This window comes from Streptomyces sp. Inha503 (assembly GCF_047215865.1).
Taxonomy (GTDB): domain Bacteria; phylum Actinomycetota; class Actinomycetes; order Streptomycetales; family Streptomycetaceae; genus Streptomyces; species Streptomyces lycopersici.
In genome coordinates this window covers 1,672,638-1,698,119 of the sequence record NZ_CP178360.1, presented here as the reverse complement: position 1 = coordinate 1,698,119, position 25,482 = coordinate 1,672,638, and the positions used below count along the sequence as shown (strand labels likewise).

17 protein-coding genes and 1 pseudogene are annotated in these 25,482 nt (G+C 72.7%); 12 read left to right on the top strand and 6 right to left on the bottom strand.

All coding sequences use genetic code 11. The features are described 5' to 3' along the window. Positions 1-12 precede the first annotated feature (12 nt). The 8 genes from ACJX2R_RS06980 (at position 13) to ACJX2R_RS06945 (ending at position 13,348) form a co-directional block, all read left to right on the top strand. Positions 13-546: a phage baseplate assembly protein V gene (locus tag ACJX2R_RS06980; RefSeq protein ID WP_413099290.1), complete on the top strand. Its 534-nt coding sequence runs from the start codon at positions 13-15 to the stop codon at positions 544-546. Positions 547-575: 29 nt separating this feature from the next. Beyond that, a complete protein-coding gene (locus ACJX2R_RS06975; protein ID WP_413099289.1) occupies positions 576-920 on the top strand; it encodes a hypothetical protein in 345 nt (114 codons plus the stop codon). Next, on the top strand, positions 917-1,315 hold the full coding sequence (locus ACJX2R_RS06970; RefSeq protein WP_020873817.1) for a GPW/gp25 family protein: 399 nt from the start codon (positions 917-919) through the stop codon (positions 1,313-1,315). Before ACJX2R_RS06975 ends, ACJX2R_RS06970 begins: the two co-directional genes overlap by 4 nt. Positions 1,316-1,433: 118 nt before the next feature. Further along, on the top strand, positions 1,434-4,616 hold the full coding sequence (locus tag ACJX2R_RS06965) for a putative baseplate assembly protein (protein ID WP_413099288.1): 3,183 nt from the start codon (positions 1,434-1,436) through the stop codon (positions 4,614-4,616). Then, positions 4,613-8,584, top strand: a complete 3,972-nt coding sequence (locus ACJX2R_RS06960) for a putative baseplate assembly protein (RefSeq protein WP_413099287.1) — start codon at positions 4,613-4,615, stop codon at positions 8,582-8,584. The genes ACJX2R_RS06965 and ACJX2R_RS06960 overlap by 4 nt, the downstream gene beginning before the upstream one ends. Further along, on the top strand, positions 8,581-10,758 hold the full coding sequence (locus tag ACJX2R_RS06955) for a hypothetical protein (RefSeq protein ID WP_413099286.1): 2,178 nt from the start codon (positions 8,581-8,583) through the stop codon (positions 10,756-10,758). Before ACJX2R_RS06960 ends, ACJX2R_RS06955 begins: the two co-directional genes overlap by 4 nt. A 102-nt stretch (positions 10,759-10,860) precedes the next feature. Then, entirely contained in the window at positions 10,861-12,396 is a 1,536-nt protein-coding gene (locus ACJX2R_RS06950; protein WP_413099285.1) for a DUF6519 domain-containing protein, read from the top strand. A gap of 79 nt (positions 12,397-12,475) precedes the next feature. After that, positions 12,476-13,348: a peptidoglycan-binding protein gene (locus tag ACJX2R_RS06945; protein WP_262700244.1), complete on the top strand. Its 873-nt coding sequence runs from the start codon at positions 12,476-12,478 to the stop codon at positions 13,346-13,348. A gap of 77 nt (positions 13,349-13,425) precedes the next feature. Here ACJX2R_RS06945 and ACJX2R_RS06940 read toward each other — a convergent pair whose 3' ends face one another. Then, positions 13,426-14,055, bottom strand: a complete 630-nt coding sequence (locus ACJX2R_RS06940; protein WP_413099284.1) for a TetR family transcriptional regulator — start codon at positions 14,053-14,055, stop codon at positions 13,426-13,428. 264 nt (positions 14,056-14,319) lie between these two features. Here ACJX2R_RS06940 and ACJX2R_RS06935 point away from each other — a divergent pair, with 264 nt between their 5' ends. The 3 genes from ACJX2R_RS06935 to ACJX2R_RS06925 all read left to right on the top strand — a co-directional run bounded on the left by ACJX2R_RS06935 (position 14,320) and on the right by ACJX2R_RS06925 (position 18,670). Continuing rightward, complete coding sequence (locus ACJX2R_RS06935) at positions 14,320-15,633, top strand: UDP-glucose dehydrogenase family protein (protein WP_413099283.1); 1,314 nt, start codon at positions 14,320-14,322, stop codon at positions 15,631-15,633. A gap of 66 nt (positions 15,634-15,699) precedes the next feature. Next, positions 15,700-16,935 carry a glycosyltransferase gene (locus tag ACJX2R_RS06930; protein WP_413099282.1) on the top strand — a complete coding sequence of 412 codons (1,236 nt, stop codon included), beginning with the start codon at positions 15,700-15,702 and terminating at the stop codon, positions 16,933-16,935. 118 nt (positions 16,936-17,053) lie between these two features. Continuing rightward, positions 17,054-18,670: an MDR family MFS transporter gene (locus ACJX2R_RS06925; protein WP_413099281.1), complete on the top strand. Its 1,617-nt coding sequence runs from the start codon at positions 17,054-17,056 to the stop codon at positions 18,668-18,670. A 79-nt stretch (positions 18,671-18,749) separates the two neighbouring features. Here ACJX2R_RS06925 and ACJX2R_RS06920 read toward each other — a convergent pair whose 3' ends face one another. Then, entirely contained in the window at positions 18,750-19,466 is a 717-nt protein-coding gene (locus ACJX2R_RS06920) for an SDR family oxidoreductase (protein WP_413099280.1), read from the bottom strand. Positions 19,467-19,547: 81 nt separating this feature from the next. On the opposite strand from ACJX2R_RS06920, the gene ACJX2R_RS06915 reads away from it, so the two are divergent. Continuing rightward, positions 19,548-20,390: a helix-turn-helix transcriptional regulator gene (locus tag ACJX2R_RS06915; RefSeq protein WP_413099279.1), complete on the top strand. Its 843-nt coding sequence runs from the start codon at positions 19,548-19,550 to the stop codon at positions 20,388-20,390. A 64-nt stretch (positions 20,391-20,454) separates the two neighbouring features. Here the strand turns inward: ACJX2R_RS06915 and ACJX2R_RS06910 are convergent, their stop codons facing one another. The 4 genes and pseudogenes from ACJX2R_RS06910 to ACJX2R_RS06895 form a co-directional block, all read right to left on the bottom strand. Beyond that, a complete protein-coding gene (locus ACJX2R_RS06910) occupies positions 20,455-21,969 on the bottom strand; it encodes an LCP family protein (protein ID WP_413099278.1) in 1,515 nt (504 codons plus the stop codon). Between the two features lie 387 nt (positions 21,970-22,356). Then, positions 22,357-22,756: pseudogene (locus ACJX2R_RS06905) on the bottom strand (hypothetical protein); the annotation flags it as partial. Positions 22,757-22,964: 208 nt separating this feature from the next. Further along, a complete protein-coding gene (gene dctA / locus ACJX2R_RS06900) occupies positions 22,965-24,359 on the bottom strand; it encodes a C4-dicarboxylate transporter DctA (protein WP_413099277.1) in 1,395 nt (464 codons plus the stop codon). Continuing rightward, entirely contained in the window at positions 24,356-25,474 is a 1,119-nt protein-coding gene (locus ACJX2R_RS06895; RefSeq protein ID WP_413105789.1) for a PrpF domain-containing protein, read from the bottom strand. Before ACJX2R_RS06895 ends, dctA begins: the two co-directional genes overlap by 4 nt. Between the last annotated feature and the right edge of the window lie 8 nt (positions 25,475-25,482).

Genomic DNA, 25,482 nt, shown 5'->3' with positions numbered 1-25,482 from the left:
ATCAGGAGCCCCATGGCGGCTACGCCCAACAACCGCTTCCTCGGCAAGTTCCGGGGCCGGGTGCGGGACAACCAGGACCCGCTCGGAATCGGCCGGATCACCGTCGAGGTGCCCGATGTCCTCGGCGATGAGCCGTCGACCTGGGCCATGCCCTGCTTCCCCTTCACCGGGGACCAGCAGCGGCCCGCCGGGCAATACGTCGTGCCGTCGGTCGGGGCCGGGGTGTGGGTGGAGTTCGAGCAGGGGGACCCCAGCTTCCCCATCTGGACGGGGTGCTGGTTCGGGGCCAGGGAGCAGCTACCGGAGGACGCACGGACCGATCCGGCGACCGCGCACCCCGTGGTGATCCAGACACCGGGGAAGCACAAGATCGTGATGTCCGACGTTCCGGCCGAGGGAATCCTGCTGCAAGCACCCGGCGGCGCGTCCATACGGATCGACGCGACCGGAGTGCACATCAACAACGGCCAGGGGGCTTCCGTTTCCCTGGTCGGCGATCAAGTCGACCTGAATCAGGGCCGGTTGACCGTGCCCAAGAAGCGATAGCCAGCAGCTAACGGGGAGGGACAAGCGACGTGTCCGGGAATTCCGGGAACCTCGTCAGCCATACCGCCGTGATCAGTTGTCCGCATGGCGGACGCGTACGGGCGGCATCCGTTCCGTCGTCCGGTGTGCGGCTCGACGGGCAGCCCGTGCCGACCGCCGACGACGTCTTCACGGTCGTGGGCTGCCCGCACACCGTCGACCGCGTCCCGCTGCCGTGCACCACCGTCCGGTGGACTCCGGACCGCGACACGGTGCTGGTCGACGGCGTGCCCGTTCTGCTCGACACCTCCTCGGCACAGTGCTTCAGCGCGGGGCTCGTGCCGCAGGGGCCACCCGTCGTCTCCGCCGCGCGGCAAGGAGTCAGGTGCGGATGAGGACACGGACCGGCAGGACACACACCGTACGGACCGATATCGCCTTCCCGTTCCGGATCGACCGGCGCGGGCGCACCGCGCACGCCGACCACGACGACCACATACGCGATCTCATCGAGCAGTTGCTCTTCACCAGCCCCGGCGAACGCGTGATGCGGCCCGACTTCGGCTGCGGGCTGCTCGACCTCGTCTTCACGCCCAACAGCCCCGAACTGGCCTCCGCCGTCGAGCTGTCCGTCCAGGCGTCGCTACAGCGCTGGCTCGGCGAGCTGATCGAGGTGGAGTCCCTGGACGTGGTCAGCGAGGAGAACGTCGTACGCGTCCACCTGCGGTATGTGGTGCGCGCCACCGCAGGCCTGCGCGATGAGGTGTTCGAGGGGAGGGGCGCCGCATGAGCGTGTCTTGGCGCGCTGCACGGGCTGGACTGAGGAGCCGCGCAGCGACGAAGGAGCGAGCAGTGACGAAGGAAGCCCGCGCATGGAAGCGCGCCAAGACTGAGCGGGAGGGAGGGGCATGAGCACCGCGTCACGGCGCGATCGCATCAGGGCCGCCCACCTCAACGGGGTGGACGCCGTCGAGGTCGGCGACGACGGCATCACCCTCACCGTCACCTTCCTCGGCAAGGCCCCGCACGGCCTGTGCCCGGAGAACGTACGCGTCGACGGCGGCCGCCGGATCACCGGCATCGAGGTCATGGAGATCTCCGTCGAGCGCGAGGAGGACCCCGAGCTCGACGACAAGCTGTATGTCACCGTGGACCGGGCCGGGGACACCTCCGCCTACCGGCTCTCCGTCGTGGACACCGACCCCTATGGACGGCCCGGCACCGAGCCCTTCCCCGGCTTCGACCAGCGGTACTTCTCCGCCGAGTTCACCTTCCGGCCCGACTGCCCGACCCCCTTCGACTGCCAGGAGCGGGACGGGCACGACCTCCCCGCCACCTTCCGGCCCGCCCCCGTCATCGACTACACCGCCCGCGACTACGACACCCTCCGTCAGGTCGTCCTGGACCGGCTCCGCCTCACCACCCCCGACTGGGTCGAGCGCGGCGCCGCCGACCTCGGCACCACCCTGGTCGAACTGCTCGCCTACACCGCCGACCAGATCAGCTACCAGCAGGACGCGGTGGCCACCGAGGCGTATCTCGACACCGCCCGCCGCCGGGTGTCCGTACGCCGCCACGTGCGGCTCATCGACTATCCGATGCACGACGGCTGCAACGCCCGCGCCTTCGTCACCGTGGAGACCGTCGAGCCGCTGACGCTGGAGCCGGGGGAGTACCGCTTCGCCGCCGTGGACATCCGTACGCTCGGCCCGCTGGACCGGCCGGACATCGGGGCCGTGCTGGACGACCGGGAGCTGGCCGTGCTCGATGAGCGCGGATCGGTTGAGGTGTTCGAGCCCGTCGTCACCGACCGACCCCTTCACCTGCGGCCGGAACACCACCGCATCCGCCTGTGGACCTGGGGCGGCGAGGTGTGCTCGCTGCCCGTGGGCGCCACCTCCGCGACGCTGCGCGACACGTGGGCCGACGAGGAGTGCCAGGCCCGCGCGCTCGATCTGCGCCCCGGCGATCTGCTGCTCTTCGAGGAGGTGCGGGGGCCGCGCTCCGGGACGCCCGGCGACGCCGACCCGTCGCACCGGCAGGCCGTGCGCCTGCTCTCCGTCACCCCCGCCGTCGACCGGCTCGCCGAACAGCCGGTGCTCGAGGTGACCTGGGCGCGGGAGGACGCGCTGGCCTTCCCGCTGTGCCTGGCCACCCGGGGCGGTCCGGACTGCGCGCCCGTCGAGGACGTCAGCGTGGCGCGCGGCAATGTGGTGCTGGTCGACCACGGCCGCTCGCTGACCTTTTGCTGCGGCACACCGGAGAGCCTCACCGTGCCGCCCGTCCCCGCCGTCGCCGGGTCCTGTGACCCGCCCGCCTTCGGCTGCTTCGACAGGGACGCCGGAAACGCGCCCGCGCGGCTCATCGACTCCCTGCTGGACCGGGCCCGCCACGGGCGGCAACTGACCCCCGACGACGTACGGGAGCTGTTCACCACCGTCGGCCCGGAGGCCACCGGCCGGGCCGGGATCGGCCTGGAGCCGGCCGGGCAGCGGCGCGAGAAGGTCGTGCCCGGCACCGCGTACGCGCAGGCCGAGGCGTTGCGGACGCTTCTCGCCCAGTCCGTCTACCCCGGGATCGTGCCGCGCTTCCGGCCCGTACTGCACCAGGCCCCCGTCACCCAGGCCGTGCCCTTCCCCGATCCGCGCCATATCGCGGCCGGGCAGGCCGAGCATCTGGCCGCCGTCCCGGGGCGGGTGCGGCAGCGGCTGACGGAGCTGTGGCGCAGCGCCCGCGACCGCGACGGGCTCTCGGACGAGGAGATCGCCGAGCTGACCGTGCTGTTCGGGCCGCGCGTCCTGGAGCGCCTCGAACTCGCCCGCCACCCCGTCCGCGCGCTGCGCGAGCTGCTGCACCGCTGCGACCGGCTGCTCGACGCCAAGCTGGGGCGCCTGGCCGCACTGACCGCCAGAGCACGGGCGGGCACCGTCCTGGACGGGCGCATCGCCTGGGAGATCGCGCACAGCTGGGGCCGGGCGTACGCCGCCGGGCTGCGCCCCGAGGATCCGGTGCTGCACGGTCCGGCCGCCGCCCTCGTCCAGGACCCACGGGCCGCGCTCCCCGCCGTGAGGGTCGAGGACGGCGACGAGACCTGGACGCCGCGCCGCGATCTGCTCACCTCCCGCCCCCGGGACCGCCACTTCGTCGGCGAGCTGGAGGACGACGGCCGTATCGCGCTGCGCTTCGGCGACGGCCGGTACGGCGCCGTGCCGAGGCCCGGGGCGCGCCTCGCGGTCCACTACCGGACCGGAGGTGGCACGGCGGGCAACGTCGGCCCCGAGGCCATCAACCACCTGGTGCTGTGCCGGGATCCGGAAGCGGCGGACACCGGACGGCCCCTGCCCGTGGCCGGGGTGCGCAATCCGCTGTCCGCCGTCGGCGGCGCCGAGCCCGAGCCGGTCGAGCAGGTACGCCAGCTCGCCCCGCTCGATCTGAAGCGCGTCCGGCACCGGGCCATCACCGCCGAGGACTACGCGGCGCTCGCCTCCGAACTGCCCGGGGTGCGGCGCGCGGCGGCGGAGATCCGCTGGACCGGCAGTGTGCGGGAGGCACATATCGCCATCGACGCGTACGGGACCGGGGCGCCGCCCCCCGCCCTCCTCGACTCGGTCGCGCACGCCCTGGAGGGCTACCGCCGGATCGGACACGACCTGGTGGTCGGCCCGGCCCGCGCCGTGCCGCTGGACATCGCGATCGAGGTGTGCGCCGCGCCCGGACACCAGCACGGGCAGATCCTCGCCGAGCTGTACCGGGCGCTGGGCAGCCGCCGGTTCTCCGGCGGGCGGCTCGGCTTCTTCCACCCCGACGCGCTGACCTTCGGCGAACCGGTGCGGCTCAGCCGCCTGGTGGCCGTCGCGGCGGCGGTGCCGGGGGTGCGGCGCGTCGATGTCACCCGGCTGCGACGGCTGTGGCACGAGGGGTTGGAGGGGCCGAAGGAGCCCGATGACGGCACCTCGTACGAGACGTCACACGGCGAGGCGCTGGAGGAGGGCATCCTGCGCATCGGCCCCCTGGAGATCGCCCAATGCGACAACGACCCCGACCGGCCCGAGAACGGCCGCCTGGTCATCGAGCTGAAGGGGGCCCGATGAGCGACCACCCCGACCACGTCGACTCCGGCGGCTGTGGCTGCGGTTGCGGCGGCCACGACGAGCGCCGGGCCGCCCCCGGCACCCCGCACAACCCGCCCGGCCGCACCGCCCTGGACTATCGCGTCGGCGACTACGGCTCGTTCCTGGCCGCCATGCTCGACCGGCTCGCCTCGCCCGCCTACCCCGCGCTGCGAGGCCTGACCGTACGCACCCCGGACGACCCGGCCATCGGGTTGCTGGACGCCTGGGCGGTCTTGAGCGACCTGCTGACCTTCCACTCCGAGCGGATCGCCGACGAGGGCTATCTGCGCACCGCCCACGACCCCCGCTCGCTCGCCCTCCTGGGGCGGCTGGTGGGACATGTGCCACGGCCGGGCGTGGCCGCCGACACCCACCTCGCGTACACCCTGGACCGGGATCCGCGCGCCGAGGACGTCGTGGTGACCATTCCGCGCGGGGCCATCAGCCACAGCGTCCCCGCGGCCTCCGACGAGGAGTCGCAGACCTTTCAGACGAGCGAGGACCTGGCGGCCCGCTGGGCGTGGAACGAACTGGCGGTGCGCCGCCGCCGGCCCGCCCTGATCGGCCCCGACGACCTGCGGCGCCGCTCGGAACTGCTGGTGTCCGGAACCTCGCTCGGACTGACCGCCGGCGACAAGCTGCTCTTCGTCTTCGGCGGGACGGCGGAGTCCGGGGGCGGTGGACTGAGGCGGCTGCTGCCGGTGGCGCGGGTGACCGTCGACCGCGACGAGGACGTGACGGCGATCGGGCTGCCGGAGTCCGCCCCGCCGTCGCTCAAGGAGCTGGTGGACGAGGTACGGCGGTGGATAACCGACCCGGAGGCGGACGAGGACCCGGACGACCGGGGGGACGCCGAGCCCACGCCGGACCACCCCGATCCGCGTCCCGTCAGCCGTCTGATCGAGGAGTTCGACGCGCAGGTCCTGGCGCCGCTGCGGGGCGACCTGGACGGGATCACCACGCCCGGGCAGCTCGCCCGGCGGCTCGCCGAACCGCATGACCGGCTGGCGGAGGCGCAGGTGCTGGCCGCCCCGTACGAGGAGGTCGCCGCCTGGTTCGAGCGGCTGGAGGCGGTGATCGGCGAACTGCGCGAGCGGGCGGGGGAGTTGGACGCCGCCGGGTCCGGCGAGGTGCGGCTGCGGTCCCAGCTCGCCGAGGACCGGCCACCCGCGAGCGACCGCGCCACCGAAACCGACGACCCCGCCACCGAAACCGGGGCCCACGCCCCCGCCATCGGAACCGGGGCCCACACCCCCGACACCGGGCCCGCCCATGGCGCCGCCGCCATGCGCGCGCTCGGCGCCGTACTGCCCGCCCTGCGCACCCGCGTCGTACGGCCCCCGTCCGGCGCCCGCGCCACGGCGGCGCACGATCCGCGGCGGCTCTTCGGGCCGGGGTCCGACCTGGCCGCCGGGCTGCTGTCGGCCCTCGACCCGAGGGTGGGGAGCGGGATGTACGCGGCGTGGCGCCGCGCCGCCCCGGCCGCCACCGCCCCGCCGGGGACCGTCCCGCTGCTGCGCGAGCTGCTGGCGATGCGGGTGACGGCCGCGCCGTTCGGGGCGATGGCGCCGCTCAAGCCGGTGCAGGACGACCGGGGCCGGGTCATCCGGCAGACCGACTGGCCGCTGACCGGCGGTGAGCTGACCGCCGTACGGATCGTGTACGACACGGCGGTCAAGGCGCCGGTGAAGGCGGAGTTCCAGCACATCGAGTCCGGGACGTCGTGGCAGCGCGGCGAGAACCTGCCGCAGACCGCCGAGTTCGAGCTCGGCCCGGGACGGGTGCGGCTGTCCACCCGGGTGGGTCAGGACCACGACCTGGGCTGGCTCCGGGGGCGTCCCACCGACTCGCAGGAGCCCGGTGTCACCGCCACCCTGCTGCCCGGACTGCCCGCGCTCACCCTGTTCGTGTCCCGGCCCGCCGAGGACGGGCGGGTGCATGTGGTCGTGGACAACGGGGAGACCAAGCAGTGGATGCTCAGCCGTGGCGAACCCCCGAAACAGATCGGCTACGGCGACTATGAACTGACGCTGCGCTTCACCCCCGGCAGTGAGCCCCCGGCCGTCGAGATCGGCATCGCCACCGTGCCCGAGCCCACCAACCGCTATGTGCTGCCGCTGGATTCGGTGCAGAACTCCGTCACGGTCGGCAGCTGGGTGGCCATCGAGCGCCCCCGCAAGGGGTCCGGCGAGCCGGACGGCATCCCGGGCGACAGGAAGCTCGCCTCCGTCACCACCCGCGTCGTCGCCGTGCGCACCGCCGCGTACACCAACTACGGCATCACCGGCCGCGGCACCCAGCTGACCCTCGCCGACCCGTGGCTCGACGAACACGATGTGCTGCTCTCCGCGATCCGCGACACCACCGTGCACGCGGGCGGTGAGCCGCTGCGCCCGGCGGACGAGCCGCTGGGCGAGGACGTGCACGGCAACGAGATCGAGCTCGCCGAGCTGTACGACGGGCTGCGGCCCGGCCGCCGCATCGTCGTCTCCGGCGAGCGCACCGACATCCCGGGCCCGGCCGGTCCCGGCGGGCCGACCGGGGTCCGGGGCACGGAGCTCGCGGTGATCGCCGCCGTGGACCAGCGCGTCGACCCCGAGCTGCCCGGCGACCATGTGCAAACCACCCTCACCCTCACCGCCGATCTGGCCTGCCGCTACCGCCGTGAGACGGTCCGTGTCCAGGGCAATGTCGTGCCCGCCACCCACGGCGAGAGCCGGGACGAGGCCATCGGCAGCGGCGACCCGGCCGTGCCCGGCCAGACCTTCACACTGTGGCAGTCGCCGCTGACCTGGCTCCCCGCCGACAACCCCCTGGGCGCCGTCCCCGCCCTCGAGATCCGCGTCGACGGGCTGCTGTGGCACCGGGTGGACAGCCTCGCCGGACGCGGGCCGCGCGAGCGCGTCTACGTCACCGGGACCACCGGCGACGGGCGGACCACGGTGACCTTCGGCGACGGGGTGCACGGCGCCCGGCTGCCCGGTGGCCACGAGAACGTACGGGCCCGCTACCGCTTCGGCACCGGCGAGGCCGCCAACGTGCCCGCGGACCGGATCACCCAGGCCCTGACCCGGCCCCTCGGCGTCACCGCCGTCACCAATCCGCGGCCCGCCACCGGCGGTGCGGACGGCGACGGCCCGGGCCTGACCCGACGCACCATCCCGCTCGCGGTCTCCGCGCTCGACCGGCTGGTCTCGCTCCAGGACTACGAGGACTTCGCCCGGTCCCGCGCGGGCATCGGCCGGGCCGCCGCCCGCGAACTCTTCGACGGGCGGCGCAGGGTGCTCCATGTGACCGTGGCCGGGGTGGACGACGCGCCGATCGGCGAGGACGCCGAGGTGCTGCGCGCCCTGCGCACCTCGCTGGCGGCCTACGGGGACACCCGGCTGCCGGTCCGGGTGGATGTGCGGGAGCTGGTGCTGCTGGTGCTGGTGGCACGGGTGAAGGTGGCGCCGGACCACTCCTGGGAGCTGGTCGAACCCCGGCTGCGCCAGGCCCTGCTGCGCGAACTTGGCTATCCGGGGCGCGAGTTGGGGCAACCGGCCGCGCTCTCCGAGGTGCTGGCCACCGCCCAGTCGGTGCCCGGTGTGGACTACGTGGACGTGGACGCCTTCACCGGCGTCCCGGCCTCCAGCACCCCGGGGGAACTGGCCGGCCTGGCCGCCCGGCTCACCGAGCCCGGCGCCGTGGTGCCCGCCCGGTCCGCCGAGTACGCCGAGGACACCTACCGGGTCACCGCCACGGACGGCGAGACGCTCACCGACATCGCCGGACGCCACGGCATCCCGCTCGCCGAGCTGCTGCGCCTCAACCCCGACATCACCGACACCCGCCGCCTCACCAGGGGCCGTTCGGTTTCCGTCTTCCGCGGTATCCGCCCGGCGCGGCTCGCGATGTTCTCACCCGATGTCCCGGACACGCTGATCCTCACGGAGGTCACCTCATGAGCAGGGAGCCGGACGGGCTCGTCGAGCTGCTTCCGCAGTGGCACCGCCTCAGGGACGCCGAGGCGGGCGAGCCCCTGCGCGCCCTGCTCGCCGTGATCGCCGAGCAGGTCGATCGGGTACGCGACGGGGTGGCGCACCAGTACGACGACTGGTTCGTGGAGACCGCCACCGCATGGGTGCTGCCCTACCTCGGTGATTTGGTGGGCTACCGCCCGCTGCCCGGCTACGAGCGGGTACTGGCCACCGGACTGCGCGACGGCGGACCGCCGGACGCGTCCCTGGCGCGGCTGGCCGAGGCGCTGGCACCACGCCGGGACGTGGCCGCCACCGTGGCCCACCGGCGGCGCAAGGGCACGCTCGCGCTGCTGGAGGAGCTCTCCGCGTCGGTGGCCGGATGGCCCGCCCGCGCCGTCGAGCTCTCCCGGCTCACCGCGCACCACCAGCCGGTCAAGCTCTACGGCGGGACCGGTGGCGCGGCGGCGGACCTGCGCAGGCTCTCCCGGGGCCGGCTCGCCGATCTGCGGGATGGGGCGGCGCTGGACCTGGCGGGCGGGCCGTTCGGGACGGTGGCGCGCTCGGTGGACGTACGGCGCGCGGGCTCCCGCCGCGGACAGGGCGGCCACACCCCGGCCGGAGTCGGGCTGTTCGTATGGCGGCTGAAGCCGTACCACGCGACCAGGGCGCCCGCGTACTGCGTCGACCGGGCCCGCAACCTCTACACGTTCTCGATCCTCGGCAATGACACCCCGCTGGTGACCCGTCCGGAACCCGAGCCGTCCGCCGCGCACATCGCCTCCATCGACAACGTGCCCGCGTACATCCGCCGCCGTCAGCTCGCGGACCACCTTCTCGACTACTACGGTCCGGGCAAGAGCTTCACCGTCTGGCGGGACGGCCACGACGAGCCCGTGCCGCCGTCGGACATCGTGGTGGCCGATCTGACGGACTGGCGCTACCGCGCCAAGCGCGGCCAGGTGGTCGTCGACCCCGAACTCGGCCGGATCGCCTTCGGCTCGCGCACCGCGCCCCGCCACGGGGTCTGGGTCACCTACCACTACGCGTCCCCCGATGACATGGGCGGCGGGGAGTACGACCGGGACGACCGCGAGACCTCCCAGGCCGCTGAGGTCTACCGGGTCGGGCCGGGGTGCGCGTACCAGCGGATCATGGACGCGTACCGGCAGTGGCAGCACGACCGGCGGAGTGGGCGATGCGGCCCCGAGGGCATCATCGAGATCACCCACAGCGGCGCCTACCAGGAGCAGCTGGACTTCGACCTGGACCCGGGCGACCGGCTCGAACTGCGCGCCGCCGAGGGCACCCGGCCGGTGATCCGGCTGCTTGACTGGTACAGCAACCGCCCCGACGCGCTCAACATCCGGGCGCGGGAGGAGCACGGGAACACCGGTGGCGAGGCGCCGCGCATCGCCCTGGACGGGCTGCTGATCGCGGGGCGCGGCCTCAACGTCACCGGGCCGGTCGGCGCCGTGGTGCTGCGCCACTGCACCCTCGTCCCCGGCTGGTCCCTGGAGCCGGAGTGCGAGCCGCGCTCGCCCGACGAGCCCAGCCTGGTCCTGGAGCGCACCACCGCCTGCGTCCAGATCGAGCGCAGCGTCCTCGGCACCATCGAGGTGATCGGCGAGGAGGTGCACACCGACCCGCTCGCCCTCCACATCCGCGACTCCATCCTGGACGCCACCGGACACGACCGCCCGGCGCTGTCCGCCCCGGACTGCCGCCACGCCCACGCCGTACTGCACGCCCACCGCACCACCGTCATCGGCGAAGTGCACACCCACGCCGTGCGGATCGGCGAGAACAGCCTCTTCACCGGGCGGATGCACGTGGCCAGGCGCGGTGTCGGATGTCTGCGGTTCAGCTATGTGCCGCCGGGCTCGCGCACCCCGCGCCGCCACCGCTGCCAGCCGGATCTGGTGGGGGCCGAGGAGGCGTGGCGGGTGCGGCCGCTGTTCAGCGGCGAGCGCTACGGCACCCCGGTGTACGGGCAGTTGGCGGCCGGGTGCGCGGAGGAGATCCGCCGGGGCGCCGAGGACGGTGCCGAGATGGGCGCCTTCCACGACCTGTACCAGCCGCAGCGCGAGGACAGCCTGCGGGCGCGGCTCGCGGAGTACGCGCCGGCGGGCACGGACGCGGGAGTCATCGCCGTGACGTGAGCCGATGTGACACCGACACTGACACCGATGCCCCGGCCCGCCCGCCCGCTCGTCCGAGCCGCGCCCGCCGGACTTCCGAACCTTCCGAGGGGGACCCCTTCCATGCACGCCGATCTCTCCCGACTCACCTTCCGGCCCGACCGGCGCTACTCCGCCGTCGTCGCCCAGCAGGGCCGCGTACAGCTTGACGCCGACGCCAACGAGCAGACCGCGATCCAGCTCCACCAGGCCCGTACGCTCGCCGCCGACCTGATCGGGCAGCACGGCGGCCCGTCCGGGGAGGCCGGATTCCACATCCGGTTCAAGGGCGGCAGCCGCGATCTGGACGACCTGATCATCGAGGGCGGCCGCTACTACGTGGACGGCATCCTGTGCGACGCGACCCGGCCGCTGCCCGGTGTGGCGGTCGACGACGAGGCGGCGGACCAGCCATCCGGCCAGGAGGGCGAGGCCGACGCGCCCGAGCCGGACGAGCCGCCCGCCACCTGGACCTACTGGGACCAGCCTGACGCCTACCGGGATCCGGAGCGGCCGGGCGACCGGCTGCCGGAGCAGCGTCCGTTCCTGGTCGCCCTGAAGGTGTGGGAGCGGTCGGTGACCGCCGCCGAGGACCCGGCGCTGCGCGAAGTGGCCCTCGGCTCGGCGATGCCGGACACGGCGGCGCGGGTCAAGGTGGTCTGGCAGGTGCTTCCGGTGGAGAGCTCGGAGCTGGAGCTGGAGAACCCGGGAGGGGCGAGCAAGGAGCAGGTCGGCAAGGCGTTCGAGGCGTGGGCGCGGAGGGCCACGGCGCCGGGGTCCGGGCTGGCGGCGCGCGCCGAGCGGCCGGAACACGCGGACCAGGACCCCTGCCTGGTCCGCCCGGACGCCCGCTACCGGGGGCCGGAGAACCAGCTGTACCGGGTGGAGATCCACGAGGGCGGCACGGCGAAGGAGGCCACCTTCAAATGGTCCAGGGAGAACGGCTCGGTGGTCTTCCCGGTCGATGAACTCGACGGCACCTGGGTGGAGTTGGCGTCACTGGGCAGCGACGACAAGCTGGACCTGGGCGTCGGGGACCTGGTGGAGTTCGTGGACACCGCCTACACCAGCCGGGGCGAACCGCTGCCGCTGCTGCGGGTGGAGGAGGTCGACCTGCCGGGGCGGCGGGTGCGGCTGTCCGGTGAGCCCGAGCCGGGTGTCGGACGCCGCCCCGAGCTGCGGCCGTTCCTGCGCCGCTGGGACCACCGGGAGACCACCCGGCGCCCCCGCAAGGGCGCGGCGGCGCGGCTGAGGCGCGGTGCGCTCAAGGTCGAGGAGGGCCGCTGGCTGCCCCTGGAGGACGGAGTCGAGGTGTACTTCGCCCCCGACGGCGCCTACCGCTCAGGGGACCACTGGCTGATCCCGGCCCGCACCGCCACGGGCAGCGTGGAGTGGCCGGTCAACGCGGCCCGCAAACCGCTCCTCCAGTCCCCGGCCGGGATCCAGGCGCACTACGCGCCCCTGGCGTGGGTGACCGCCGAGCAGGCGGAGCTGGATCTGCGGATGGTGTTCGGGCCACTGGCGGTGCCCGCCCCGGCCGCGGACGCCTCGGCGCTCGCGGCGGAGGCCGAAGCGGCGGCCGAGACCCGGACCGGGGAGGACGCCGAACCGGAAGCGTAGGCCCGGTCCGGAGCCGATTGAGCTCCGGACCCGTGGCATCCGTACATCACCATGCCTCATCCCTAAGGAGCACATCACCATGGCCACGCCGCTCACCGCCGACCGTCTGCTCAAGGCGCTTCGCGACGAGGGACTGGAAGTCCATGAGTACCGCGACTGGCGGACTCACAACCGCAACAGCAAGGGCCCCTGGGGGCCGGTCAACGGAGTGATGATCCATCACACCGTCACCAAGGGCACGGACTCCTCCGTGGAGCTGTGTTACGAGGGGCACTCCTCGCTGCCGGGGCCGCTGTGCCACGGCGTCATCGACAAGTCGGGCGCGGTCCACCTGGTCGGCAACGGCCGCGCCAACCACGCGGGCCTGGGCGACAGCGACGTGCTCAGAGCCGTCGTCAACGAATCCGCGCTGCCTCCCGACAACGAGGCCGACACCGACGGCAACCGCCACTTCTACGGCTTCGAGTGCGTCAACCTCGGCGACGGCGAGGACCCCTGGCCGGAGGCGCAGAAGCTGGCGATCGAGAAGGTGTCCGCGGCCATCTGCCGCGCCCACGGCTGGACCCAGCGCTCGGTGATCGGCCATCTGGAGTGGCAGCCGGGCAAGGTCGACCCCCGTGGCTTCACGATGGACAGCATGCGCAGCCGCGTCGCCAAGCGGCTCGGCGCCAAGCCGGACGGCCCCGCGCCCAAACCACCGGCGACCTACGAGCCGTTCCCGGGCGCCGACTTCTTCCGGAACGGCCGCGAGAGCAAGATCATCACAGCGATGGGCAAGCGGCTGGTGGCCGAGGGCTGCGGACGCTACGAGGAGGGCCCGAGCCCGGAGTGGACCGAGGCGGACCGCAAGTCCTACGCGGCCTGGCAGCGCAAGCTGGGCTACTCAGGCGATGACGCGGACGGCGTCCCCGGCAAGACCAGCTGGGACAAGCTGCGCGTGCCGAACGTCTAGCCGCCACACCGGTTCCCGAAACGCGGCTCCGCCGCGTGGGGGCTCTTAACCCGCCCCGGGGGCGGAGCGAGGACAGGTCAGCCGTCCTCGCTCCTGCTCCCGGGGCAGCCCGCGTCCAGCAGCGGGTCGATGCCCGCCCGGAGGAAGCGCAGCAGGGTCTCGTCCGGTGTGGCGGCCAGCGCCGGTGAGCGGATGGCCAGGCGCAGCAGGGTGATGCCCATCAGCCACGCCGCCATCAACTCGGCCCGCAGCTCGGCGTCCTCGCCCTCCAGACGCCGCGCGAACCCCTCCGAGAACACCTCGGTGATCTCCTCACGGAACCGCCCGACGGTCTCCTCCCGGCTGGAGGAGCGCAGTTTGGTCAGCAGCGGATGCGGGGCCTCCTCCTCGGTGGGCCCCGTGGAGACGACATCGCAGATCCACGCCGACACCTCGTCCAGCGGCAGATGGCGCAGCGGCTCGAACATACCGGTGCTGGCCGACACGGCGTCGAACAGCGCCTCCTTTGAGCCGAAATAGCGGTAGACCAGGGCGGCGTCCACCCCCGCGTCCTTGGCGATGTCGCGCACGCTGCAACCGTCGTAGCCGTACCTGGCGAACCGCAGCGCGGCGGCGCCCAGCAGGGCGCTGCGCGTGCCCGCCGCGTCGTATCTGCGGGCGCGGCCGGGGTGGCCGTCGCACCCCCGTGAGTCGCTTGCCCGGTTCACCTGTCGTACCTCCGCCTGGACCGCTGCCGTACATGCTGCCGGTTCAGCCTCGCATGTCCAGAAGTCACCCACTGTTGTCATCAGTTGTTGACCAAGCTGTGGGTCGGCGCGTTATGTTTTGTCAACGCGTGGTGACTTTGGTCGCCGAATCGCGCGATCCAGGCCGGACGACGGTGTCCGGCCTGCTCGTATCCCGACCGGGCGGCCCCGCGCCGCCCTCGCCACGCATCCGCATCTGACCCCCAGCAGAAGTGGTGATCCCCTGTGCAGATACGACGCGTCGCGGTGGTGGGCACCGGCTATGTCGGACTGACCACCGGCGCCTGTCTGGCCACCCTCGGCCATCGAGTGGTGTGCGCGGACACCGACCACCAGAAGGTCGAACGGCTCCGGCGCGGACAGGTCGACATCCTCGAGCCCCGGCTGCCCGAACTCGTCCGCGAGGGACTGGACTCCGGGCGGCTCGCGTTCGTCCGCGACACCCGGGCCGCGGTAGCCGACGCCGACGTGGTGTTCCTGTGCCTGCCGACCCCGATGGGCGTCGGTGGCGCCGCCGACCTCGCCGCCGTGGAGGCCGTGGCGGACCAGATCCGCGACGCGCTGCCGCGCGGCAGCGTGGTGGTCAACAAGTCCACCGTGCCCGTGGGCACCGCCGAGCGCGTCGCCACGCTGCTGGACCGCCCCGACGTGGCCGTGGTCAGCAACCCGGAGTTCCTCCGCGAGGGTTACGCGGTGCGCGACTTCCTCCACCCCGACCGCATCGTGGTCGGCGCCGCGGACCGGGACGCGGCACGGCGGGTGGCGGACCTGTACGCAGGGCTGGACGCCCCGCTGGTGCTCACCGACGCCGCGGGTGCCGAACTCGCCAAGTACGCGGCCAACTTCTTCCTGGCCATGAAGCTCTCCTTCGCCAACAACCTCGCCACGCTGTGCGAGCACTTCGGCGCCGATGTGGACGACGTGCTCACGGGCATCGGCCACGACCCCCGCATCGGCTCGGCGTTCCTCAAGCCGGGCCCCGGCTGGGGCGGCTCCTGCCTGCCCAAGGACACCCACGCCCTGCTGACGATCTGCCAGGAGTCGGGTGTGGACTTCCCGCTGCTGGGCGCCACCATCGAGACCAACGTCGAACACCAGCGGCGGCTCGTCGAACGCGTGGTGGCCGGATGCACCCCGGGCGACGGCTCACTGCGCGGCGTACGGCTGGGCGTGCTCGGCCTGGCGTTCAAGGCGGGCACCTCCGATCTGCGCGACTCACCGGCACTGGCCATCGCCCGGCTGCTCAAGGAGCGGGGCGCCGAACTCCACGCCTACGACCCCGCGCTCAGCGAGACCCGCCCCGACCTCAGCGATCTGCTCACCCTCGCGGACAGCCCCGAGGAGGCCCTCCGGGGAGCGCGGGCCTGTCTCGTCCTCACCGAGTGGCCTGAGTTCCGCGCCCTCGACTGGGAGCGCGTCGCCGGACTGCTCGGGTCCCCGGTGGTCTACGACTTCCGCAACCTCCTGGACCCGGACCGGCTGCGCCGCGCCGGGCTCACCTGCGAGGGCATCGGCCGTACGCCCGCGATGGCGAGCTGACCGCCCCGCCCCCTCTCTCGCCGTATCCCTCCCGTACGAGACCCTTCCCACAGAAAGGCCCCTGCGTTGCGGGTACTGTTCACTACGCTCGGCAGCCCCTCCCACGGCCGCGCCCAGCTTCCCCTGGCCCGAGCCCTCGCGGCGGCCGGCCATGAGGTGCTGGTGGCCACCACCCCGGTCCTCGCCTCCGTCTTCGCGTCGGACGATGTGCGGGTGACCACGTGTCTCGACGACCTCTCCCCGGCGACCTTCCTCGGCCCCGCGATGGCCGAGGAGTCCGGCCCGGACGGTCCGCCGGACATGGCCCGGATGGACGATGCGGAGCGGCAGGCCTTCCTGCTGCGCGTCATCACCAAGGTGCTGTCCGGCCCGATGGCCACGACGCTCTTGGACGCCCTGCTCCCCGTGGCACGCGACTTCCGGCCGGACCTCATCCTGCGCGACGGCATGGACCTCGGCTCCTGCCTCATCGCCGAAACCCTCGGCATACCGCAGCTGCCCACCCCTTCCGGGAGCAGCAACACCTTCAACCCGGACAAGGTGCTGCCGCACCTCAACGCCCTGCGGCAGCGGCGCGGGCTGCCCACCTCCGAGGACCCGCTGTCGGTGGTCCCGCACGGGCGGATCGACTACGTACCCCCGGCCTTCTCCTTCGCCCAGCACCTGCCGACGTCCCGGGCCTACCGGCAGACGGTGGACGTGGACCGCGGCGCCGTGCTGCCGCGCTGGGTCGCCGAACTGCCCACCGACCGCCCGCTGGTGTTCGCCGCCATCGGCACCGCGATCCCCATGCTCCGCGACAAGGCGCGCGAGGCGGACGCCTCCGCGCCGGCCATGCCGATGCCGGACCCGGTGCAGACGCTGCGGACCATGATCCAGGGGGTGTCCCGGCTGGAGGAGTGCACCGTCATCCTCGCCACCGGGGGCATCCCCGTGGACACGGACGGGGTGCCGCCGCACGTGCACATCACCGAGCGGCTGCCCCAGCCACTGCTGCTGGAATCCGTGGACCTCTTCCTCACCCACGGCGGCTTCAACAGCATCCGCGAATCGCTGCGCACGGCGACACCGATGGCGGTGCTGCCCCAGTTCGGCGATCAGCCCGGCAACGCACAGCGGGTCGCGGAACTCCGGCTCGGCAAGCACATCACCGACACCACGGCGGACGGTATCGTCGCCGGCTGCCGTGAGGTGCTGGCCGACGAAGGCTGCCGCGCCGTGGCCCGCCGGGCGCGGCTGGAGATGCTGGCGCTCCCGGAGATCGACAGTGCCGTCCCCGACCTGGAGAAGCTCGCCGGATAACACCCCGACGCCGGAGCCCGGGCCCCCGGCGCCCGGGCTCCGGGCCCGCTCCTCCCCGCGGGTTTCCAGCCCCCGCCACGCGCCCCCCACGCGCGGCAGAGAAGGTTCGCAGGTACGTATGTCGTCCTCATCCACCACCACCGAGCCCACCGAGCCCCAGACCCCCGCCCGGCTGACCCACCGCCAGGTCGTCACCGTGCTGTCCGGGCTGGTGCTCGGCATGTTCCTCGCCGCGCTGGACCAGACCGTGGTCTCCTCGGCGCTGCGCACCATCGCCGACGATCTGCACGGACTCACCGCCCAGGCGTGGGTGACCACCGCCTATCTCGTCACCGGCACCATCGTCACCCCGCTGTACGGAAAGCTCTCCGACATCTACGGCCGCCGCCCGGTCTATCTGTCCGCGATCGTGCTGTTCACCTTCGGGTCGCTGCTGTGCGGATTCGCCACGTCTATCCACCAGCTCGCGGCCTTCCGTGCGGTGCAGGGCCTCGGCGGTGGCGGGCTGATGTCCCTCGCCATGACGATCATCGCCGACATCACCTCGCCACGGGAGCGCGGCCGCTACCAGGGCTACATCACGGCGGTGTTCGCCGGGTCCAGTGTCATCGGCCCCCTGGTGGGCGGGGTGTTCGCCGGGCGCGCCACTCTGCTGGGGATCGACGGATGGCGCTGGATCTTCCTGGTCAACGTGCCGCTGGCGGCCCTCGCCATCGTGGTGATCCTGCGCGTGCTGCACATACCCCACCAGCCGGTACGGCACCGGCTGGACTACGGCGGGGCGCTCACGCTGGCGGTCGGGATCGTGCCGCTGCTCGTCGTGGCCGAACAGGGACGGAGCTGGGGCTGGGCCTCGCCCCGGGCGCTGGTGATGTACACGGTGGGCGTGGTCGGACTGATCTGCTTCGTACTGTTGGAGCGGCGGATGGCGGATGCCGCGCTGCTGCCCGTCAGGCTCTTCCGCATCCGCGCGTTCCGGCTCGGCACCGTGCTGCACTTCACCGTGGGCATCACCATGTTCGGCGCCATGACGACACTTCCGCTCTATCTCCAGCTGGCCAAGGGCATGAGCCCGATGGGGGCGGGCCTGGCCACGCTGCCCACCATGGCGGCGAATGTCACGGTGACCCTGGTGGTGGGCAGGCTGATGTCACGGACGGGCCGGTTCAAGGTCCATCTGGTGGCGGGCGTCGGCTCCCTCACCGTCGCGATGCTGGTGTTCGCCACGCTGAGGGACGACAGCCCGCTGTGGTACGTGGCCATCGGCATGGTGTTCATGGGGGCGGGCCTGGGTGCGGCGATGCAGACGATCACCACGCTCGCCCAGTCCGAGGTGCCCGGGCGGGACATGGGGGCGGCCACCGCGTCGGTGAACTTCTTCCGGTCCAACGGCGGCACGGTGGGCGCCGCCGCCTTCCTGTCCATCCTCTTCTCCCTGGCCGGTACGCGGATCAGCGACCGCCTGGCGGTGGCCTCCCAGGACGCGTCGTTCCGCGGGCTCGCCGAGGAACCGGCGAACGCGGCGGCGCTGAAGGGTGTCGTACGGCCCGACGGCGGGGTGAACCTGGAGGACTCGGCCTTCCTCCACCACCTCGATCCGGCCGTGGCGCAGCCGTTCCTGGAGGGCTATGTCAGCGCCCTGCGCGTGGTCTTCCTCACCGGGGCCGCGGTGGGCCTGATCGCTTTCGTGATCGCCGCCTGGCGGGTGCCGAACACCCAGCTCTCCGCCGACTGACCGACGCGGTCGGCGGGAGCGGGCGGGGCACCGGGGCGACGGCGAGCGGACCACCGCACGGCCCGGGTGAGGCCGGGGACTACCAGGGCGCCGGAGTGCCGTCCCAGGAGAAGAACCCGCCGGTGGGCCCGGTGTCCGGGAGGAGGGCGAGCCGGACCGCGCCCGCCGCGCCCTCGGCCGGATCCCCGTCGCTCCCGGCGGCGCGGGCGTTCAGATCCGTCCTGCGCAGCCCGGGGGCCAGCGCGTTGACCTTGAAGCCTTCGGAGGCCAGGGCCTGTGCGGTGTAGAGGGTCAGGGCGTTCAGGGCCGTCTTGGAGGAGCGATACGCCGCGCCCGACCCGGCGGACACGGCGAACTGGTGCTCCGGGTCCGCGCTCCAGGTCAGCGAGCCGGTGCCGCTGGAGACATTGACGATCCGGGGCGCGTCCGAGCGGCGCAGGGCCGGGAGGAAGGCGTTGGTGACGGCGAGGACGCCGAAGACATTGGTCTCATAGGTCCGGCGGAAGTCCTCGAGATCGGCCTCGGGCGCCGTGGCGCCGCCCACCATGATCCCCGCGTTGTTGACCAGGATGTCCAGCCGTTCCAGCCGGGCCGCGGCCGTGGCGACGCTGTCGGCGTCGGTCACGTCGAGCACCATCAGCCGGGCGTCGCCGCCGATCTCCCGGACGGCCCGCCGCCCCCGCTCGGCGTCGCGCGAGCCCACGTACACGGTTAGTCCCTCGGCGGCGAGCTGGCGTGCGATTTCCTTACCGATGCCCTTGTTGGCACCGGTGACCAGTGCTGTGCGATCGTTCATGGCACCAAGGGTTCCCCGGCCACGTTCACTCTGCCAGGGACAACCTGTCCCAGGCAGTACCCATCAGCCGAAGGAGGCAGCATGGCGAGGCACGAGCTGGCCCGCTTCCTGCGGGACCGCCGCGAGGGGCTGCGCCCCCAGGACATCGGACTGCCCGCCGACCCCCACCGCCGTACGCCCGGGCTGCGGCGGGAGGAAGTGGCGGAGCTGGCCCATATGTCGGTGGACTACTACACCCGCCTGGAGCAGGCCCGTGGCCCCCGGCCCTCGCCGCGCATCCTGGACGGGCTGGCGGGGGCGCTGCGGCTCGCGCCCGCGGAGCGCAGCCATCTGTTCCGGCTCGCGGGGACGAGCGCGCCCCCGGGCGCACGGGCGGTACGGCGGGTCCGTCCGCATGTGGCCCAGATGCTGCGGCGGCTGCCGGACACCGCGGCGATCGTCACCGACGCCGCCTACGACGTGATCGCCTGGAACCCGCTGGCGCGGGTCCTGCTCGGCGACGACCTCGGCCGGGACGGCAACCTCGCCCGCCGCCGCTTCCTCGGCCGGGGCCACGCGTACGAGAGCTCCAGCGCCGAGGAGTTCGGCCACATCGTGGTCGCCCGGCTGCGCCGGGCCGCCGACCGCTACCCCCGGGACCCGGCGCTCACCGCGCTGCTGGACGAGCTGCGCACCGGCAGCGAGGAGTTCCGGCAGATCTGGGAGGAGCGTCCGGTCCACGCCCCCGGACACCGGACCAAGACCGTCGACCACCCCACGGCCGGAACACTCCGGCTCAACTGCGACGTCCTGCTCGTCCCCGAGGACGACCAGGAGGTGGTCCTGATCACGGCCGACCCCGGATCCCCCTCCGCCCGTACGATCCGCGGGCTCGCGGCCGCGGTGGCGGACAGGATGAGCGCGATGGATGCGTCAGTTCCGTGAACCGCCGAACGACAGGCCGTACACGACGCCCGGACCGGGTGTGCGGGCGCGTACGGGGATCCGGTCAGCCGTAGGACAGGTTGGCGCAGGGGTCGTCGTCGGCGGAGCGGGCGTCGTCGGCCACATGGGAGGACGGTGTGGACGGTGCGGAGGGCGTGGAGGCGTCGGGGGAGGGCGCGGTGAGGTAGGTGCGTCCCAGGGTGAGGCTGACGCCCGGGGTGGTGGCGGGGCGCAGCCCGGCGCCGGGGAAGAGCCGGGCCACGGTCTGTGCCCGGTCCCGCTCACCCGGACCGTAGCCGACCACGGTGGTGGCGTGATCCTGGGTTTCGGCGTTCGTGGCGCCGGTCACGGTGAAGCCATGCGTCCTGAGCGTGTCAGCGGCGCGTGCGGCGAGGCCCGGGGAGGTGGTGCCGTTGTAGACGGTGACGCTGATGCCCGCGCCCGACACGGTGGACGTGGCACTTGGCGTGGCGGGGTCCCGGGGCTCGTCCTTCTTTCCGCCGGCCGCCTTCCCGTCGATGGTCCGGTCGGCCCTGATGTCCGCCCAGAGCCCGTCGGCGTCGGGCTGGACGATGGCGACCCGTTCGCCCTGGTAGCGCCAGGGGATGGTGACGAACTTGGTGTTGTGCAGATCGATGTCCTTCATCGACATGGCGAAGGACATCAGCTTCTTCGCGGAGCCGAGCCCCGGATCCACGGTCATGGACTTGGTGGCCGCGTCCGCCAGCGGATACAGCGTGGTCGGGTTGATTCCCTGGCCCTTCACCTTCTTGAGCAGGGCGGAGATGAACGCCTGCTGCCGCCGTATGCGCCCGATGTCGGAGCCGTCGCCGATCCCGTGCCGGATGCGCACGTAGTCCAGCGCCTTCTGCCCGGAGACCGTCTGAACCCCCTTGCTGAAGATGCGCTTGCCGCGGGTCGACCGGCTGGGGCTCAGATCGCGTTCGTAGACGTCCTGGGGCACGCACACCTGGACCCCGCCGACCGCGGAGGTCATCCGGGAGAAGCCCTCGAAGTCGATGACGACGGTGTGGTCCATGCGCAGCCCGGTCAGCTTCTCGACGGTGTTCTGGGTGCAGGCCGGATTGCCCTGGGCGGTCTCGCCCACCGAGAACGCCGAGTTGAACATGGCGTTCCGTCGCGTCCTGGTCCATGAGCCGTCGGGCAGCCGGCACGGCGGGATGTCGACCAGGGTGTCGCGCGGTATCGACACCCCGACCGCGTGCTTGCCATCGGCGTAGACGTGCAGCAGCAGGGCGGTGTCCGAACGGCCCACGTCTCCGGTGCCGCCGCCCAGCTTGCTGTTGTCGCCCGACCGCGTGTCCGAGCCGATGACCAGCACGTTCTGACCGGCGGCGTTTCCCTCCGGGCGGTTGTCGGAGAGGCCGTCCGACCCGAAGGTGGTGATGTTCCCGTTCAGCTTGAAGTAGAGCCAGCCCACTCCGCCGCCGAGCAGCACGAGGAACGACACCACGATCACCAGGGCGATCCGCAGCGGGCGGCGCCCCTTGCGCTGCCGCCCCGCGTCCGTCCGTTCCGCGGCAGCGCTCCCCGTCGTCTCCCCGTCTCTGCCTGTCATGCGCGTCCTTCGTCCGGCGGCTGTTCGGAAGAGAAGACGATCGATGCTGGCCTGAGGTTCAATCGATGCGCAAGGGCATGTTTCATAGCGTGTGGTACGACACGTCCCCGCGGTGCCGGAGGTGCGGGGCGGTCAGCGGGCCAGGGAGACGGCGAACGGCCGGAATCCATGGCGGCGCACCACATGGGGGACCAGCAGTACGAGGGCTTCGGCGGCACGGGCGGTGGTGATGTCACCCAGGTCCTCGATCCACTCGGGCTTCCGGCCGAGGTCGCCGAGCAGGCCCGCGGTGATGGCTTTGGCATCCGCGTCGTCGCCGGAGAGATAGACGCTGGGCGGGGTGGACAGCTCGGCGGGCGCGGTCATCCGGTGGTGGCGGTGGTGCGCCAGCAGCGCGCCGGCCACCAGGCCCGAGGGCACATCGGAGAACTGCCAGAACGCGTCCATGCGCCCGGCGGCCACATGGGCCATCGCGGTGTACCAGTCGCCGGTCAGCGGAAGGTGGACGACGGTGAGCACTCGGCGGCAGCGCACCGCCCTCCAACTCGTCCTCGGCCCAGCGCGCACCCGGCCTGGCGGCCATCAGCGGCCCCTTCAGAACGTCCAGCACCGCGTCGTCGTTGGCGTGGATCTCCGCGACGATCTCGTCGAGCTCCACTCCGCGGGCGTGTCGGGTGTGGCGCTCCCGCAGCAGGTCACCGGCGGTTTGGACGGCCTCGGTGACCCGGGTGAGCAGGGTGGCGTCGAGGCCGGTTTCGGAGGTGGTGGTGCCGCTGGGCATGGACATGAGTGCTCCCGCGATGGTGAAAGAGGGGGAGGCTTGGCGCGCGCTTCGCCGTCTGTGCCTCGACCGTAGGCACCCTCGCGAATGACGGCAATTGCACATATGGCACTGCTGGGTTTACCCACGTGCAACGGAAAATGGCGGGCCGACAAACGACGTCCGGGCCGAAGCGAACGCTTCGGCCCAGACGGTGCGCCAGGTGGTGGCGTGGTCAGCCGATGGCGGGGACGGGTTCGCGGGGCGATCCCGCCGACTCCTCGGGAACGAGGCCGTCGGTGGCCGTGTCATCGGGGTTGAAGGGCAGGTCGCCCCGGAGCACCGCGCGGGTCCGGGCCTCGTCCAGCTGCCCCTCCCAGCGGGCCACGGCCAGGGTAGCGACACCATTGCCCACCAGGCTGGTCAGGGCCCGCGCCTCGGACATGAACCGGTCGATGCCGAAGATCAGCGCGAGGGCCGCCACCGGGACATGGGGGACGGCGCTGAGCGTGGCGGCCAGGGCGACGAAGCCCGAACCGGTCACCCCCGCCGCGCCCTTGGAGGTGAGCAGCATGACGGCGAGCATGGTCAGCTGCTGGGTGAGGCTGAGGTCGATCCCCACGGCCTGGGCGAGGAACACCGAACCCATGGTGAGGTAGATGGCGGTTCCGTCGAGGTTGAAGGAGTACCCGGCGGGCAGGGTGATGCCCACGACCGGCTTCGAGGCGCCCGCGTGCTCCAGCTTGGCCATCATGCGCGGCAGCACCGGTTCGGTGGACGAGGTGCCGAGCACGATCAGCAGCTCCTCCTTGATGTAGCGGAGGAACGGCAACAGGCGCAGTCCGCCCAGGCGCATCACCGCGCCGAGGACCACCAGGACGAAGAAGAGCGCGGTCAGCCAGAACGAGCCGACCAGCAGGGCGAGATGGCGCAGGGTGCCCAGGCCGTAGTTGCCGATGGTGAAGGCCATCGAGCCGAAGGCGCCGATCGGGGCCAGCCGCATGATCCAGCGGATGAGCCGGAACAGCACCGTGGAGAGCTTCTCGATGCCCGCGGCGATGCCCGCCCCGGCCTCGCCACTGGCCTGGAGGCCGAAGCCGAACAGGACCGCCACCAACAGCACCGGCAGGATCTCCTCGCCGGTCAGCGCGGAGACGAGGGTGTCCGGAATGGTGCTGAGGACGAAGTCCGTGAAGCTCTCATGGGCCTGGGTCGCCTCGGCCGGGAGGCTGTCGGTGCTGAGGGTGGAGACATCGACGTGCAGTCCGCTGCCGGGCCGTACGACGTTGACCACGACCAGCCCGATGACCAGGGCGATGGTGGTCAGGATCTCGAAGTAGACCAGGGCCTTGAGGCTCACCCGGCCGACCGTTCTGCGGTCGCTCATGGCGGCGATGCCGTGGACGACCGTACAGAAGATGATCGGCGCGATCATCATCCTCACCAGCGCGACGAAACCGTCTCCCAGCGGTTTCAGCTCCGCCCCGAAGGAGGGCCACAGCGAACCGACGACGACCCCGGCGAGGACCGCGAGCAGGCACTGGACATAGAGGCGGGACAGCAGCAGGCGGAGGCGGCCGGGCCGGTCGGGGGCGGTGGCGGTGCCCGGCGCTGCGGCGTTGCGGCTCATACGGGGCGTCCTTCCGGGACGGGAACGAGAAGTTCGGCTCGGGCGATGCGCCGGGCGGCGCGGTGCAGGAACACCGTGGGGGACGCGCCGTCCGGTGCGGGGACGGCTCGGGCGGTGATGACGCCCGCGGGGGTGCCCAGCCGCAGCGTGCCGTCGGCGGTCTGCCGGGTGACGCGGTGGGCGAGGGTGCCGGGGGTCGCGGCGGCCGTCGCCAGGGCGACGGCGGAGGTGAGGCCGATCGCCGGATGCGGGGCGTGCATGGAGACCATGCGCACGGCCACGTCGTACTGGTCCTGAGTGACCTGTAGGCCGTGAGTGGTGCGATATGTTACGGGGCCGCCGACGACGCCGACCTTGGGCACCGCGTGGCTGACCGGCGCGTCCTCGCGGACCAGCCCCATCGCGAGCGCCGCCTTGCGGCGCAGCACGGTGAGCGCGGGCACCACGGCGGCGAACGCGGTCAGGGACTCGGAGCCGTCGAGGCCGAACGCCTTGGCGTCGAAGAGCGCGGCGGGCGCGCCCGCGTCCACGAGCGAGGCTTCGACGGGGCCGTCCGGCCCGGTCAGGGTGTCCAGGGGGCGGCCGGTGGGCAGGGCGCGGCCGGTGGTGGACCCGGCCGGGTCCTGGAACCCCAGCAGGACCGGCACCCCGAGCGCGTCGGTGCCGGGCACCACGGCGGTGCCCTCGTCGGGCGCGGTCAGGCCGGGGGTGGGGATGGTGCCGGTGAGGCGGGCCCCGGTGTTCACATTGAGCATGCGGACGGTGGTGGTGTCCGAGGTGATCGGCACCAGCCCGCGGTGGACGGCGTACAGCGCTACCGCGGTGGCGCAGTTGCCGCAGTTGCTGGTCCACTCCACCCGCTCATCGCCGATGCCCACCTGCGCGAAGGCGTAGGAGACATCCACGCCCGCCACGTCCGACAGCTGGACGATCGCGGCCTTGGAGGTGGTGGACGAGGCGCCGCCCACCCCGTCGATCTGGCGGGGGTCGGCCGCGTTGAAGGCGGCGAGCAGCAGGGTGTCGGCATCCACTCCGGTGGCCACCACCTCGTGGTGGTCGAAGATCCAGCACTTGCTGGTACCCCCGCGGATCATTTCGCCCGGCAGACGCAACACAACGGACT